This window comes from Izhakiella australiensis, from assembly GCF_002006995.1.
In the GTDB taxonomy this organism is placed as follows: Bacteria; Pseudomonadota; Gammaproteobacteria; order Enterobacterales; family Enterobacteriaceae; genus Izhakiella; species Izhakiella australiensis.
Genome location: NZ_MRUL01000006.1, coordinates 72,351 through 87,247 on the forward strand (window position 1 = coordinate 72,351; position 14,897 = coordinate 87,247).

Here is a 14,897-nt window from a genome sequence, read left to right on the forward strand (position 1 = left end):
TCTGAGAGGGCGTTATGAAACCAATGACTATTACCCAGCTGCGCCAGCTAAAGCAGCAAGGGAAGAAATTTGCGTCAATCACCGCTTACGACTTCAGCTTTGCCAAACTGTTTGCTGAAGAAGGCATTCAGCTAATGCTGGTGGGTGATTCGCTGGGGATGACCGTTCAGGGCCATGATTCAACGCTGCCGGTCACTATCGACGATATCGTTTACCATACCTGGGCCGTGCGCCGGGGCGCCCCCCAGGCGCTGCTGATGTCCGATCTGCCTTTTATGGCCTATGCCACCCCGGAACAAAGCTGGCAAAACGCCGCCGCGTTGATGCGCGCCGGCGCCAATATGGTCAAGCTGGAAGGGGGCGAGTGGCTTGCCGACACCGTGCGCGGGCTAACGGATCGCGCGGTACCGGTTTGCGGCCACCTGGGCCTCACTCCGCAATCGGTCAATATCTTCGGCGGCTATAAAATACAGGGACGCGATAATCAGGCCGCCGACCGCCTGCTGGCCGATGCGCTGGCCCTGGAAGCAGCCGGCGCCCAGCTGATGGTGCTGGAGTGTGTCCCGGTCGCCTTAGCCGAGCGGGTAACACAAGCCCTGGCCATCCCGGTTATTGGTATCGGCGCCGGCAACGTTACCGACGGACAGATTCTGGTAATGCATGATGCCTTCGGAATCACCGGTGGCCATATTCCTAAATTTGCCAAAAATTTCCTGGCGCAGACCGGCGATATTCGCGCCGCCGTGCGTCAGTATATTGCGGAAGTGGAAAGCACCGCCTACCCCGCCGCTGAACACAGTTTCCAGTAACTGAGGAGAAAACCCGTGCTGATTATTGAAACGCTGCCGATGCTGCGCCGCGAAATCCGCCGCTGGCGCCTGGACGGTAAACGTATCGCGCTGGTACCCACCATGGGTAATCTGCATAACGGCCATCTGACGCTGGTCGATGAGGCGCGGGAGCGGGCCGATATCGTGGTGGCGTCCATTTTCGTTAATCCGATGCAGTTCGAGCGTGCCGATGACCTGGCGCGCTATCCGCGCACCCTGCAGGACGACTGCGAAAAGCTGAATAAACGCGGCGTCGATCTGGTGTTCGCCCCCGCAGCGGCGGAAGTCTATCCCCAGGGCTTTAGCGAACAAACCTTTGTTGAAGTACCCGGCCTGTCATCGCTGCTTGAAGGCGCCAGCCGCCCCGGACATTTTCGCGGCGTCACCACCGTGGTCAGTAAGCTGTTTAACCTGGTACAGCCGGACATTGCCTGCTTTGGCGAAAAGGATTACCAGCAGCTGGCGCTTGTTCGCAAAATGGTGGCTGATATGGGCTACGATATCGAGGTGATTGGCGTCCCTACCGTACGCGCAAAGGACGGACTGGCACTCAGCTCGCGCAATGGTTACCTGACGAAAGATGAGCGTAAGCAGGCGCCCGCACTCAGCCAGGTGATGAAATCAATGGCTGACAGAGTGGCCGCCGGCGAAGGCAATATTGACGAAATCATTGCGGACGGCGAACAGGCGCTGACCGATAAAGGTTTCCGCCCGGATGGGCTGGCAATCTGCGATGGCGATAGCCTGCTTCCGCTGAGCAGCGACAGCCAGCGCGCGGTGATTCTGATGGCCGCCTGGCTTGGCAATGCCCGTTTGATCGACAATCAACAGGTTACATTGACCCGGTAGACTTTTTGCTCAAATTCTGACAATACTTGCCTCCGACGCACGCAGCGATTAGTGCTGCCAGCACGCGTCATGGCAACAGATTAATTACGAAGGTAACAGGTATGATTCGCACCATGCTGCAGGGCAAACTTCATCGCGTTAAGGTCACTCAGGCCGACCTCAACTATGAAGGATCCTGCGCGATTGACCAGAACTTCCTTGATGCTTCCGGCATCCTGGAATATGAAGCCATCGACATTTATAACGTGACCAACGGTCAGCGTTTTTCCACTTATGCCATCGCCGCTGAGCGCGGTTCAAAAATTATTTCCGTCAACGGCGCCGCCGCTCGCTGCGCCTGCGAAGGGGATATTCTGATCATCTGCTCCTACGTACAGATGGCCGATGAGCAAGCGCGTCTGTGGCAGCCCAAAGTCGCTTACTTTGAAGGTGATAACCTGATGAAGCGCCAGGCCAAAGCCGTTCCGGTACAGGTTGCCTGATCAAAAAAGGGCGACTGTCGTCGCCCTTCCTTTCTTTCCAATTATTGCCAGTAATGATTTACGAGGTCGCCCGTACGCTTTCCGGTGACTTCTTCTTCATGGTGAACAGGAAGTTCAGCAAGCCGAATTTGCGCATCAGGCAGATGACGCCCGGCACCGCCAGCGCGGAAGCAAACGCGGCAAAAAACAGCGCATCGTGGAACCACAGTGATTCACTGTGGACTTTAATCACCTTGGCAAACGCCTGAATCGCCAGGTAATGGGATAAATAAAACACGATTGAGTTGGCACCGATAAAGGTAATCAGCGCGATATTGCTGTATGCCGCAATCCAGACGAAAAAGGGGATCGAAAGCAGTGCCAGCGGCGCCTGCCAGGCACGGTCCGGCGCACCGATAAACAGATCAACGCCTGACAGCACAACGAAGGCCAGCAGCGAGGTAATTAATATTTTTGGCGTGGTGGAAACGTCCAGCACGTTCATTTTACGGTTCACCAGCCAGTCCGCGAGATAAAAGAACGGGAACAGATAAAGTGATTTATTAATATGGCTGTTATCGAATCCGGAGAAAATACTGTCAGAGGGTATTTCCGGCAGCAGCGAGCTGAGCGCCAGAGAAACCGGGATCACCAGATAAATCGGGATGCGGCGAACGAACGGAATAATTAAAAAGAAGATAAATAACGAATGCAAAAACCAGGTAATATCACCGCCGCCGCTAAGATGGGACAGTATAATATTTAATGGTGACTGGGGATTGTTAGAGCGGGAATTAAATATAATCTTAAGGCCACCATAAATAGCCACCCAGATAACAAAAGGATAAAGAATGCTTTTTACTTTATTACGCAGAAATAGCTCTTTTCCTTTTTTTAATCCGCTCTCGACAAATAATCCGGAAACGAAAAACATTAATCCTAAGCGGATTGGCTCCAGCAGGTGGTTGATTACCTGAGTTAATCCTGTCAGATGCCCGGCATTTCCTGCCACCGCAATCGTGCTGTGCAGGAAAATGACGGCAATAATACTCATACCACGGAGGTTATCGACCCACGTCATTCTGTTCATAATTTTTTGCCTGTTTATCTGAAAACGTGCAATACCCGAGAAAACAAATAAGCTTACTCAGTTTGAGAGCATCTATTAATTTTATTGTCTAGAACTGTAAACACCATCAGGGGGCGATAGTAAAGCATTCCAAAAAAAAGAAAACAGCTGACAGGAAAATTAAGATAATGCCTATCCCTGGTGAGACCAGTGATTACTGGCATTGACAGCGTTATTGTCCGGGTGAGACTTCAAAGGCAATAGCAGGCAAAAGAGGTTAATTCAGAAAAATCTGGTAATACATCAAAGTTGTCAATAAAATGTATTATAAAAAACGCAATAATTCCAATAAACTGTGCTAAAGAAATAACCCGCACATTATCTGCACGGGTATAAATAAAGAATATTCTTAAGTACGTAAACCGCGACCGCGCTCAACCAGACGCCAAACCAGGGCGTAAAACACCAGAATAAAAGCGACCAGTACCGACAGCGTCAACGTCAGTGAAACGTCGCTCACGCCGAGGAAACCGTAGCGAAAGCCGCTTATCATATAAACGATCGGATTGAGCTTTGAAACCGTCTGCCAGAATTCCGGCAGCAGCGTCAGCGAATAGAATACGCCGCCCAGATAAGTCAGCGGCGTCAGAACGAAGGTCGGTACCAGGCTGATGTCATCAAAGGTACGCGCAAATACCGCATTCAGCATGCCCGCCAGCGAGAAAAGGATCGCCGTCAGCAGCAGCGTCACCGCCACCATTGCCCAGCTATGAACGTGGAAAGGAACAAAAAATAACGAAACCGCAGTAACCAGTATGCCCACGCAAACGCCGCGCGCTACGCCGCCGCCGACGTAACCCCAGATGATAATGTGAGTCGGCACTGGCGCGACCAGCAGCTCTTCAATATTGTGTAAAAATTTAGCGCTAAAAAATGATGAGGAGACATTCGCGTAGGCGTTGGTAATGACCGCCATCATAATCAGCCCCGGCACGATAAACTGCATATAGCTAAAACCATGCATATTACCGATACGCGAACCGATCAGGTTGCCGAAAATAATAAAGTACAGGGTCATGGTAATAACCGGCGGCAACAGCGTCTGGATCCAGATACGCGCAAAGCGGTTAATTTCCTTATCCCAGATGCTCTTCAGCGCCACCCAATATAAATTGCTCATGCTGATTCTCCTTTGCGGCCCTGAACCAGATCGACAAACAGCTCTTCGAGACGATTGGCTTTATTACGCATACTCAATACCTGAACCCCCTGAGCGCTCAGCTGGCTGAACACGCTGTTAACGCCCTGCTCGCGCAGCACTTCTACCTCCAGCGTTGCGGTGTCTACCAGACGATACTGATAGCCTTCCAGCTGTGGCAGCGGGCTTTTCGGCGCCAGATCCAGAATAAAGGTTTCGGATTTAAGCTTGGAAAGCAGCTCTTTCATGGTGGTGTTTTCCACCAGCTCGCCGCGCTGGATAATACCAATGTGGCGGCAAAGCATCTCCGCCTCTTCCAGATAGTGGGTAGTCAGAATGATGGTGGTGCCCTGCGCATTCAGCTCTTTTAAAAAGGTCCACATGGAACGGCGCAGCTCGATATCCACCCCGGCAGTAGGCTCGTCAAGGATCAGCAGTTTGGGTTCATGCATCAGCGCGCGGGCAATCATCAGACGCCGCTTCATGCCGCCGGAAAGCATGCGGGCGCGCTCATTGCGCTTTTCCCATAGATCGAGCTGCGTGAGGTATTTTTCCGCGCGCACCCGCGCTTCTTTCTTATCAACGCCGTAATAGCCAGCCTGATTAACCACTATCTGCAGCACGGTCTCAAAGGGATTAAAGTTAAACTCCTGCGGAACCAGCCCGAGCTGACGCTTGGCGTTCACAATATCCTTACTCAGGTCGTAGCCAAAGACCCGCACGCTGCCGCCGGTTTTATTCACCAGCGAACTGATAATGCCAATGGTGGTCGATTTCCCGGCGCCATTCGGCCCCAGAAGCGCGTAAAAGTCACCCGCCTCAACTTTCAGGTCGAGACTCTTCAGCGCCTGAACGCCGCCGGCGTAGGTTTTAGAGAGCTTTTCCAGCTCCAGAGCGTAAGTCATAAGTCAGTAAGAACCCTGTTATATGTATGGTTAGGAGGGAAGAACATAAAACACATTTCAGATGCAGTGTGCGACGCCACAACGCGATTCAGGTGTATGAGCAACAATATAGTCAGACATATAATAACTCAGGCCGGGAAACCCGGCCTTAATCGATCGTGCTACGTTATTCGTCCAGCAGAATTACTTTGCCGACATACGGCAAATGACGATAGCGCTGGGCATAGTCAATGCCATAGCCCACCACGAATTCATCGGGAATGGAGAAGCCGACATATTCAACTTTCACCTCTACTTCACGGCGCTCCGGCTTATCCAGCAGGGTGCAAATCGCCAGCGATTTAGGTTCGCGCAGGCGCAGGATCTCACGCACTTTGCTCAGCGTATTGCCGGAATCGATAATGTCTTCAACGATCAACACGTCTTTACCGCGAATGTCTTCATCCAGATCTTTTAAAATTCTCACGTCGCGGGTTGAGGACATGCCGCTGCCGTAGCTGGAGGCGGTAATAAAGTCGACTTCGTGGGAAACCTCAATGGCGCGGCAAAGGTCGGCCATAAATATAAAGGAACCGCGCAGCAACCCTACCAGCACCATTTCAGTGCCATTATCACGGTAATCAGCGGTAATTTGTTTGCCCAGTTCAGCAACGCGGTTTGCGATCTCCTGCTCGGAGATCATGACATCAACGGTGTGTTTCATCATCAATACGTCTCACTGACCTTAATCAGTTCAGTTTCCTGTTCAGCGTGGACTTTCCCGGCGCTAAAGCCCGGGAACCACCGACCAGCACAAACTTAATGCGGCCGGTGGAGAAGGTAAGCGCCGGATTATATCAGCAACTGGTGCCGGGAGGGAAAACTCACAGAATCGGCGGTTGATGAACCTCAGGCCACGGTAAAGCCCAGCATCATTCCCGAGTCTTCGTGCTCCAGCAAATGGCAATGCGCCATATAAGGGTGTCCGGCATCCGCCGGATGATCAAAGCGCACCAGCACTTCGCTGCGCCAGCCGTTGACGTCAACAATATCTTTCCAGCCCTGACGATGCGCTGCCGGCGGCTTGCCGTTTTCAGACAAAATGCGAAACTGCGTACCGTGAATATGGAACGGATGACGCATCATGTCACCCTCGCCGGAGATGGTCCATTTTTCGTAAACGCCCTGCGGCACGGCAAAAGCATTGTTGTTCATCGTAAAGGCCTGGCCGTTAATCTTATTGCCCTGGTGATAATCATAAGGCGCCTGTTTCGCCGCCATTCCGCTGCTTGCGCCGTGCCCCTGCTTATCCATCGACATGCTCGCCATATCATCATGTTCCTGGTGGTCCATCGCCATCCCCGCCATGGCCTGATGACCATAGCGCGCCATCAGCGCATTCATGCCTTGCCTGTCCAGCTGCGGATCCATAGAAAGCTGCAGCCAACGGCTGTGCAGTCCGGCAGTATCGACAACCGGCGGCAGCGTCACCAGCTTATCCGGCAGCGTACCGCTGCCCAAAATTTGCAGCGGCTGGATAGTGACCAGCGGCAGAGGTTTATCCCAGGGAGCCAGCGTCATGCCTGACTGCGTCACTGGCAGGGTTTCTATATCAAAGGTTTTACCATCGTGGGCATCTATCAGCACCTCAAAGCGCTCGCCGGGCAACATCGCCAGCGTTTCAACCTTGACCGGCTCGGCCAGCAGGCCACCATCGCTGGCAATAACATACAGCGGCCGCTTATCGGAGGTTCGCAGATCCAACATTCGGGCGTTGCTGCCGTTCAGCAGGCGAAAACGCAGCCAGCCGCGCGGCACCGCCTGATGGGGGTACACCACGCCGTTGGTTAACGGCAGGTCACCAAACCAGCCAACCGCCGCGGCCATCTCATCAAGCTGATAGTCAATCTGTCCCTGCGCGTTCAGCCGCTTATCCTGAAATATCAGCGGTATATCGTCGGCGCCCCACTGCTGAGGCAGATTAACTTTTCCACTCAGATTGTCATTAATCATCACCAGACCAGCCAGTCCTTGCGCCACCTGGTAGCCGGTACGCCCGTGCAGATGAGGATGAAACCAGCAGGTGGCCGCGGGCTGATCCGGGGTGAACTGAACCTTCAGATGCTGGCCAGGCGCCAGCGGCGAATGCGGCCCGCCGTCGGCGTTGCCGGGGATCAGCAGCCCGTGCCAGTGAACGGTGGTCGCCTCCGGCAATGAATTAAGCAGGTTAATCGTCACCGGCGTACCGCGTTGTAGCCGAATCGCCGGCCCCAGCAGGCTGCCGTTATATCCCCAGCTGGCCGCGTCCTTCCCCCGCCAGCGGCTCACGCCGGTCTGCGCTATCAGGGTTAACTCGCCTTTAGCATCGGGCGTCAGCAGGTCGGGTACCGGCAGGGATATACGCGGCTGGGGCGCCGCTGAAGCGCTGCGCCAGGATGGCAAACCACAGGCAAGGCCAAACGCCGCGCTGTAGCGCAGGAAATCGCGTCTTTGCATCAAAAACTCCTTCAATAGCCAGTCAACCCTAGCCTAAACCCTGCCCCTGGCGGAAGGTCAATCATTCCGGCGACAAAAGCGCCATAAGTAGCGCAAAATTGTCTCATTAAAGACCTTTAACTGTGCTAACTTCAATGCAGGTTAAACAGAAGAGAGCTGTAATGAAGCAATGTATTCAGGCGGTGTTGCTGCTGGCAATGCTGGGATTTTCCGCCAGTAGCTATGCGCTCAACGAGTCAGAGGCAGAAGATATGGCCGATCTGACCGCCGTTTTCGTCTATCTGAAAAATGACTGCGGCTACCAAAATTTACCCGATACGCAGATAAGGCGCGCACTGGTATTTTTTGCCCAGCAAAACCGTTGGGATCTCAGCAACTATAATAGCTTTAATATGAAAGCGCTGGGCGAAGACAGCTATCGCGATCTTAGCGGCATAGCGATCGCTAATGACATGAAGTGTAAAAAGCTGGCCCGTGATTCCCTCAGCCTGCTCGCCTACGTGAAGTAATCATTTTTTCTTTTCTTTAGTCGATAACTTGACCGTGCAACCACGGTCAGAGTTAGCTATTATATCGCGCCATTTTTTGTGGCGGTGAAGATAAGGAGAATCAAGCTATGACTCAGAAAGAGACCTGGCTCGAAACGCTTCATGACGGCTTCGGGCAATACTTCAGCGTTGACAACGTGCTCTACCACAATCAGACCGAGCATCAGGATCTGATCATCTTTGAAAACGCCGCCCTCGGGCGGGTAATGGCGCTGGACGGCGTGGTGCAAACCACTGAACGTGATGAGTTTATCTATCATGAAATGCTGACCAACGTGCCGCTGCTGGCCCATGGCAACGCCCGTCGGGTGCTGATAATCGGCGGCGGCGATGGCGCAATGCTGCGCGAAGTGACGCGCCATAAAAGCGTTGAGCAGATAACGATGGTGGAAATTGATGCCGCCGTCGTGGACTTCTGCCGCCAGCATTTGCCGAATCACAGCGCCGGCGCCTATGACGATCCGCGCTTTAAGCTGGTGATTGACGATGGCGTCAACTTTGTTAACCAGTGCCAGGAGAAGTTTGACGTTATTATTTCCGACTGCACCGACCCCATCGGCCCTGGTGAAGGTTTGTTTACGTCCGATTTCTATCAAGGATGCTATAACTCTCTCAATGAAGGCGGCATATTCGTTGCCCAGAACGGCGTCTGTTTCCTGCAACAGGATGAGGCCGTTAATAGCCATCGGAAATTAAGTCACTATTTCAAGGACGTCAGCTTTTATCAGGCAGCGATCCCCACCTATTACGGCGGGATTATGACGTTTGCCTGGGCGAGCAATAATCCGGCACTGCGCCAGTTAGACGTCCAGACGATTCAGGCCCGCTTCGATGCGGCTGGTTTGAACTGTCGTTATTACAATCCGGCAATCCATGCAGGGAGCTTTGCTTTGCCACAATATCTGTTGAATGCGCTGCGCAGCTGAGTAGCCATTTAAGGGGGTGAACGAAATTGCAAAAGCTGAAACTACATGGCTTCAATAATCTGACCAAAAGCCTGAGTTTTTGTATCTACGACATCTGTTACGCTAATACTGAAGCTGAGCGTGACGGCTATATCGCGTATATTGATGAACAATACAACGCCAACCGACTGACCGAAATTCTGAGTGAGACCTGCTCAATCATCGGCGCCAATATTCTTAATATTGCCCGCCAGGATTATGAGCCGCAGGGCGCCAGCGTAACCATTCTGGTCAGTGAAGAGCCGGTTGATCCGCGCGATATTGATACCTCGGAGAACCCTGGCCCGTTACCCAGCGCGGTCGTGGCTCATCTCGACAAAAGTCATATTTGCGTTCACACCTATCCTGAAAGCCACCCGGAAGGCGGACTTTGCACCTTCCGGGCTGATATAGAAGTGTCGACATGCGGAGTTATTTCTCCGCTGAAAGCGCTGAACTACCTGATCCATCAGCTTGAGTCAGATATTGTTACCATCGACTATCGCGTACGTGGCTTTACCCGCGACGTAAACGGTGTGAAGCACTTTATCGATCATGAGATCAACTCGATTCAGAACTTCATGGCGGAAGATATGAAGTCGATGTATGACATGGTGGACGTGAACGTCTATCAGGAAAACATCTTCCACACCAAGATGCTGCTAAAAGAGTTCGACCTGAAGCACTATCTGTTCCATACCCAGCCGGAAGATCTTTCGCCACAGGAGCATAAACGCATTACCGACCTGTTGTGGAAAGAGATGCGTGAAATCTACTATGGCCGCAATATCCCGGCGATCGGGCTGAAAACGCTGTAGTCCACTGATGCTAAAAGCGACCCGAAACGGTCGCTTTTTTGTTTTACCCGATGCGCCGATCGCCACTGACCGGAGCCAAAGCCGCTGCTGCTGCTGGTGGTGAAAAAATAGCGGCCTCAGCGCCCGACGCCATACTGCGCGACAAACTCGCGCCAGGCGACAACCACCCGCAGAAAATCATCTACGCCGCAGAAAGACAGACTCTCTTCATCGTAATAGCTCATGCCCTCCTCCAACTGATCGCCGTCGAAATTGAGCTGATTGGCGCGAATGATCACCTCTTCTTCATCCATCCACAGCGTATATTCATGACCAACACGCTGCCATTGACGCTCGCTCCCCTTCAGACTGGCCGCGGCCTGCTCAACTTCCGTCAGCAGCGCCAGATCCTGTTTTACTTCTTCATTAAACCAGTGGCCGACCGCCTCATGGCCCATCGACATACGCATTTTTAGCTGGCCGGTAACATCGCGTAATAGTTCATATTCCATAGCGCTGCCCTCTTACAATTGGTCCGCGATAACGCATCCCTGACGAAACGCCGCCGTTTATAGGGTAATTATCGCAGCCCGGCCGCTTAAAAACAGCTATTGCGCACGCAATTGCTTGCGCACGCTCAGACTTTAAACAGATTTCTCCCTTTGTTTACTTAAATCACCTCACCCTCTTTTTGAATAAGTATCCTGTGGCCTTTTTTCAGGAAGAGAGGGGGGGGTAGTTATCCTGCCCCGGCCAAACCAGCGCTTTGCGCTATCCGCCAGCGCCGGGTGTTCTGCGAACATAAAAAAACGGCCTGAGTCGCCTCAGGCCGTTTCTGCTGTGAAACCGGGGATCGGACCGTCGGTTTCTTTCGGGTGATTTCAACCTCAGACTGCGGTCTGGAAAATAACCCCGTCAGCTTTTTCCGTGTACTGCGACAGCCGGTCAAAGTTCAGGTAGCGGTAGGTATCGCTGGCAGTCTTATCAACCTGATTCATAAACTGCTGATATTCATCCGGCGTCGGCAGTTTGCCCAGCAGGGATGCAACGGCAGCCAGCTCGGCAGAAGCCAGATACACGTTAGCGCCGGTGCCAAGGCGGTTCGGGAAGTTACGGGTTGAAGTTGAAACCACCGTTGCGCCATCGGCAACGCGCGCCTGATTGCCCATACACAGCGAACAGCCTGGTATTTCGATACGCGCCCCGCTTTTACCAAATACGCTGTAATAGCCTTCTTCAGTAAGCTGCGCGGCGTCCATTTTGGTTGGCGGCGCAACCCACAGACGGGTCGGCAACTGGCCCTTGTGGCTGTCCAGCAGCTTACCGGCAGCGCGGAAGTGACCGATGTTGGTCATACAGGAACCGATAAATACTTCATCGATTTTTTCGCCCTGCACGTCAGAAAGCAGGCGCGCATCATCCGGATCGTTCGGCGCACACAGGATCGGCTCTTTGATTTCGTTCAGATCGATATCGATCACCGCCGCGTACTCTGCGTCGGCATCACCGGCCAGCAGTTGCGGATCGGCCAGCCATTTTTCCATACCCTGAATACGGCGTTCCAGCGTACGACGGTCGCCATAGCCTTCGGCAATCATCCACTTCAGCAGCACGATATTCGAGCTGAGATACTCAATAATCGGCTCCTGATCCAGCTTGATAGTACAGCCCGCCGCTGAGCGCTCTGCTGAGGCGTCGGTCAGCTCAAAAGCCTGCTCAACTTTCAGCTTCGGCAGGCCCTCAATTTCAAGGATGCGCCCGGAGAAAATGTTTTTCTTCCCTTTTTTCTCAACGGTCAGCAGTCCCTGTTTGATGGCATACAGCGGAATGGCGTGAACCAGATCGCGTAACGTGATCCCCGGTTGCATTTGGCCCTTAAAGCGCACCAGCACCGATTCCGGCATATCCAGCGGCATAACACCGGTGGCCGCAGCAAAGGCGACCAGGCCAGAACCTGCCGGGAAAGAGATGCCGATCGGGAAACGCGTATGGGAATCGCCGCCGGTGCCTACGGTATCCGGCAGCAGCATACGGTTCAGCCAGCTGTGGATAACGCCATCGCCCGGACGCAGCGAGACGCCACCACGGTTCATAATAAAGTCCGGCAGCGTATGGTGAGTGTTCACATCCACCGGCTTCGGATAGGCTGCGGTGTGGCAGAATGATTGCATCACCAGGTCAGCCGAGAAGCCCAGACAGGCGAGGTCTTTCAGCTCATCGCGCGTCATGGGGCCGGTGGTGTCTTGCGAACCGACCGAGGTCATTTTAGGTTCACAGTAAGCGCCCGGGCGAATACCTTCCACTCCGCAGGCGCGTCCGACCATTTTTTGCGCCAGCGAGAAACCACGATTGCTTTCCGCCACGTCTTTCGCCTTGCGGAATACGTCGCTATGAGACAGACCCAGTGACTCGCGCGCTTTGGTGGTCAGGCCGCGGCCGATAATCAGCGGAATACGGCCGCCGGCACGCACTTCGTCGATCAGCACTTCGGTTTTCAGCTCAAAGGTTGCCAGCACGTCACCGGTCTGGTGGTTACGCACTTCGCCTTTGTACGGGTAGATGTCGATCACATCGCCCATATTCAGTTCATTAACATCAACCTCGATCGGCAGCGCGCCGGCATCTTCCATGGTATTGAAGAAGATTGGCGCAATTTTGCCGCCCAGCACCACGCCACCGCCTTTTTTGTTCGGTACGTTGGGGATGTCGTCACCCATAAACCACAGCACCGAGTTGGTGGCGGATTTGCGTGACGAGCCGGTTCCCACGACGTCGCCGACGTAGGCCAGCGGGAAACCTTTGGCCTGCAGCGCTTCAATCTGCTTAATGGGGCCAATGTTGCCCGCCTCGTCCGGCTCAATGCCATCACGGGCGTTCTTCAGCATCGCCAGCGCGTGCAGCGGAATATCCGGGCGCGACCAGGCGTCCGGCGCCGGAGAGAGATCATCGGTGTTCGTTTCACCGGTAACTTTGAACACGGTAACGGTGATTTTTTCCGCCAGCTGCGGACGATGCAAATACCATTCGGCATCGGCCCACGATTGCAGCACTCTTTGCGCGTGAGGGTTGCCCGCTTTGGCTTTCTCTTCAACGTCGTAAAAGCTATCAAACATAAGCAGCGTACGTGAGAGCGCGTCGGCCGCGATCGGCGCCAGCTTGTCATCATCAAGCGCTTCAATCAGTGGGTGGATATTGTAACCACCCTGCATGGTGCCCAGCAGTTCGACAGCTTTTTCAGCGCTAATCAGAGGAGAGGTAGCATCGCCTTTGGCAACGGCGGCCAGGAAGCCAGCTTTAACATAGGCCGCTTCATCCACGCCAGGCGGCACGCGATTGACGAGCAGGTCGGTCAGGAATTCTTCTTCGCCAGCGGGTGGGTTTTTCAGCAGTTCAACCAGCGCGGCCATCTGGGAAGCGTCTAAGGGTTTAGGGGCAATGCCCTGGGCAGCACGTTCTGCAACGTGCTCACGATATTCTTTTAGCACGACGTTCTCCTCGCTCTCATTGTATTGGGGCTACCGGGACACCAGCTGCTCAACGCCAGTGATAACGCTCCGTGTGTAGGGTAGAGCGCCCGGTTCCGCGTGGGCCAGCATAGCAGGATTTACCCCGGATGTTAATCCGTTTACAAAAAAGCAACATCACCATCCCGTTGCCATAGCGGGCTTTAAGGAAGGCCAGCTTCCAGGATAAAACCGCTGTTACAGCGATGCTTACAACGCATCACTATTACCTCTGGCTATGGATAACCCTGATTAAATAACTCGCTTTACAGGGCGCAGAGTTCAACGAATTAAGAATTATCCCGTCGCGACCTAATTTAATTCGCACGCCAGCATTACATTAAACGATCGATAACGCACGTCCTTAACGTTGGCCAGTTACCCCTACCCTGTTTCATTTTGCCAGCAAGGCAATGCGTTCCGCCGCAGATAGTTCCGAATGCGATTCGTTAGCGATAAATAATTAGCGAGTGGAAATAAATTGCATTAACACCGCCACCTTACTCTTTACGGGAAGGTTTTTTTAATTAACCACCAATGGCGCCATGAAATAAAAAAGGTAAATGAAAAATTTATAATCACTGAGATGAATGCACCCACTGAACAAGACCGAACTGGCGTTCCAGCATGCGCCAGCGCCAGGGTTCTATTACCTGCTTGCCGGCCCATAAGCCGATCCGTTTCCGGCGCGCCTGCTGCTCCAGCAGCGCATAGCCTGCATTCTGCGCTTTATTATGAAAGCGATAGGCCCATGCCATACCGGTTGCCACCTGCCGGGCATTAATATCACGTCCGTTCAGCCTGATAATCGCCAGTAGGCGGCCGTAGTAATCCTGCTTTTTGCCGACAGCAGTGACCGTTTTACCGCTAATCAGCGCGCCGAGCGCCCGTCGCGAACGCTGACCAAAAGGCTGAAACTTCTCCGGCGCATCAATGCCCATTAGCCGTACGCGCTGGCGCTGATGACCGTTATAAATTTCCACCGTATCACCATCGAGCACCCAGACCACCCGCCCCCGCACATCCGCTCGCACCGGCATAATCTGCAGCATAAAGCCAAGCGTTAACAGCGGAAACCCATAAACAGGCAGGTGACGAATTGCCTGCAGGCTATGCCTACGGCGATAAAATGAATAAATAATCACAATCGCCAGGCGCCGGTTAACGTTAGCCAGCTGAAGTAACCGCCTTTTCAACCTGGCGCATAGCATCGCGTACCCCTGAAGACATATTCCTTTATTGCCCACTATCGAATCTCCCTTACGATTTTAGTCTCTGCTCAGGCTACCCTGGTTCATCACTGAATACCGCCGTTTAT

At 53.3% G+C, this 14,897-nt stretch carries 14 protein-coding genes; 6 read left to right on the forward strand and 8 right to left on the reverse strand.

Annotated features, from left to right (window positions below; all coding sequences use genetic code 11):
* Positions 1 to 14: 14 nt before the first annotated feature.
* The 3 genes from panB (at position 15) to panD (ending at position 2,161) form a co-directional block, all read left to right on the forward strand.
* Positions 15 to 809, forward strand: coding sequence for a 3-methyl-2-oxobutanoate hydroxymethyltransferase (gene panB, locus BTJ39_RS10760; RefSeq protein ID WP_078002695.1), 795 nt, complete (start codon positions 15 to 17; stop codon positions 807 to 809).
* A gap of 15 nt (positions 810 to 824) precedes the next feature.
* Entirely contained in the window at positions 825 to 1,679 is an 855-nt protein-coding gene (gene panC / locus BTJ39_RS10765; protein WP_078002696.1) for a pantoate--beta-alanine ligase, read from the forward strand.
* 101 nt (positions 1,680 to 1,780) lie between these two features.
* Positions 1,781 to 2,161, forward strand: a complete 381-nt coding sequence (gene panD / locus BTJ39_RS10770; protein WP_078002697.1) for an aspartate 1-decarboxylase — start codon at positions 1,781 to 1,783, stop codon at positions 2,159 to 2,161.
* Between the two features lie 58 nt (positions 2,162 to 2,219).
* Here the strand turns inward: panD and BTJ39_RS10775 are convergent, their stop codons facing one another.
* The 5 genes from BTJ39_RS10775 to cueO form a co-directional block, all read right to left on the reverse strand.
* A complete protein-coding gene (locus tag BTJ39_RS10775) occupies positions 2,220 to 3,230 on the reverse strand; it encodes an acyltransferase family protein (protein WP_078002698.1) in 1,011 nt (336 codons plus the stop codon).
* Positions 3,231 to 3,618: 388 nt separating this feature from the next.
* On the reverse strand, positions 3,619 to 4,389 hold the full coding sequence (locus BTJ39_RS10780) for an ABC transporter permease (protein ID WP_078002699.1): 771 nt from the start codon (positions 4,387 to 4,389) through the stop codon (positions 3,619 to 3,621).
* Positions 4,386 to 5,312 carry an ABC transporter ATP-binding protein gene (locus BTJ39_RS10785; RefSeq protein ID WP_078002700.1) on the reverse strand — a complete coding sequence of 309 codons (927 nt, stop codon included), beginning with the start codon at positions 5,310 to 5,312 and terminating at the stop codon, positions 4,386 to 4,388. The genes BTJ39_RS10780 and BTJ39_RS10785 overlap by 4 nt, the downstream gene beginning before the upstream one ends.
* Positions 5,313 to 5,478: 166 nt before the next feature.
* Positions 5,479 to 6,015, reverse strand: coding sequence for a hypoxanthine phosphoribosyltransferase (hpt, locus tag BTJ39_RS10790; protein ID WP_078002842.1), 537 nt, complete (start codon positions 6,013 to 6,015; stop codon positions 5,479 to 5,481).
* 185 nt (positions 6,016 to 6,200) lie between these two features.
* Positions 6,201 to 7,787 carry a multicopper oxidase CueO gene (cueO, locus tag BTJ39_RS10795; RefSeq protein ID WP_078002701.1) on the reverse strand — a complete coding sequence of 529 codons (1,587 nt, stop codon included), beginning with the start codon at positions 7,785 to 7,787 and terminating at the stop codon, positions 6,201 to 6,203.
* Between the two features lie 161 nt (positions 7,788 to 7,948).
* Here cueO and BTJ39_RS10800 point away from each other — a divergent pair, with 161 nt between their 5' ends.
* The 3 genes from BTJ39_RS10800 to speD all read left to right on the forward strand — a co-directional run bounded on the left by BTJ39_RS10800 (position 7,949) and on the right by speD (position 10,097).
* Positions 7,949 to 8,296 (forward strand): YacC family pilotin-like protein, encoded by a 348-nt coding sequence (locus BTJ39_RS10800; RefSeq protein WP_078002702.1) that lies wholly within the window; start codon positions 7,949 to 7,951, stop codon positions 8,294 to 8,296.
* A gap of 107 nt (positions 8,297 to 8,403) precedes the next feature.
* Positions 8,404 to 9,261 (forward strand): polyamine aminopropyltransferase, encoded by an 858-nt coding sequence (gene speE, locus BTJ39_RS10805; RefSeq protein ID WP_078002703.1) that lies wholly within the window; start codon positions 8,404 to 8,406, stop codon positions 9,259 to 9,261.
* A 26-nt stretch (positions 9,262 to 9,287) separates the two neighbouring features.
* Positions 9,288 to 10,097, forward strand: coding sequence for an adenosylmethionine decarboxylase (speD, locus tag BTJ39_RS10810; protein WP_078002704.1), 810 nt, complete (start codon positions 9,288 to 9,290; stop codon positions 10,095 to 10,097).
* Between the two features lie 116 nt (positions 10,098 to 10,213).
* Here the strand turns inward: speD and yacL are convergent, their stop codons facing one another.
* The 3 genes from yacL to BTJ39_RS10825 form a co-directional block, all read right to left on the reverse strand.
* Complete coding sequence (gene yacL, locus BTJ39_RS10815) at positions 10,214 to 10,588, reverse strand: protein YacL (protein WP_078002705.1); 375 nt, start codon at positions 10,586 to 10,588, stop codon at positions 10,214 to 10,216.
* 375 nt (positions 10,589 to 10,963) lie between these two features.
* Positions 10,964 to 13,561 carry a bifunctional aconitate hydratase 2/2-methylisocitrate dehydratase gene (acnB, locus tag BTJ39_RS10820; RefSeq protein ID WP_096777722.1) on the reverse strand — a complete coding sequence of 866 codons (2,598 nt, stop codon included), beginning with the start codon at positions 13,559 to 13,561 and terminating at the stop codon, positions 10,964 to 10,966.
* Positions 13,562 to 14,157: 596 nt separating this feature from the next.
* The gene (locus BTJ39_RS10825) at positions 14,158 to 14,790 is read right to left on the reverse strand and encodes a thermonuclease family protein (RefSeq protein WP_241825902.1); all 633 of its coding nucleotides are present in this window, start codon (positions 14,788 to 14,790) and stop codon (positions 14,158 to 14,160) included.
* Positions 14,791 to 14,897 lie beyond the last annotated feature (107 nt).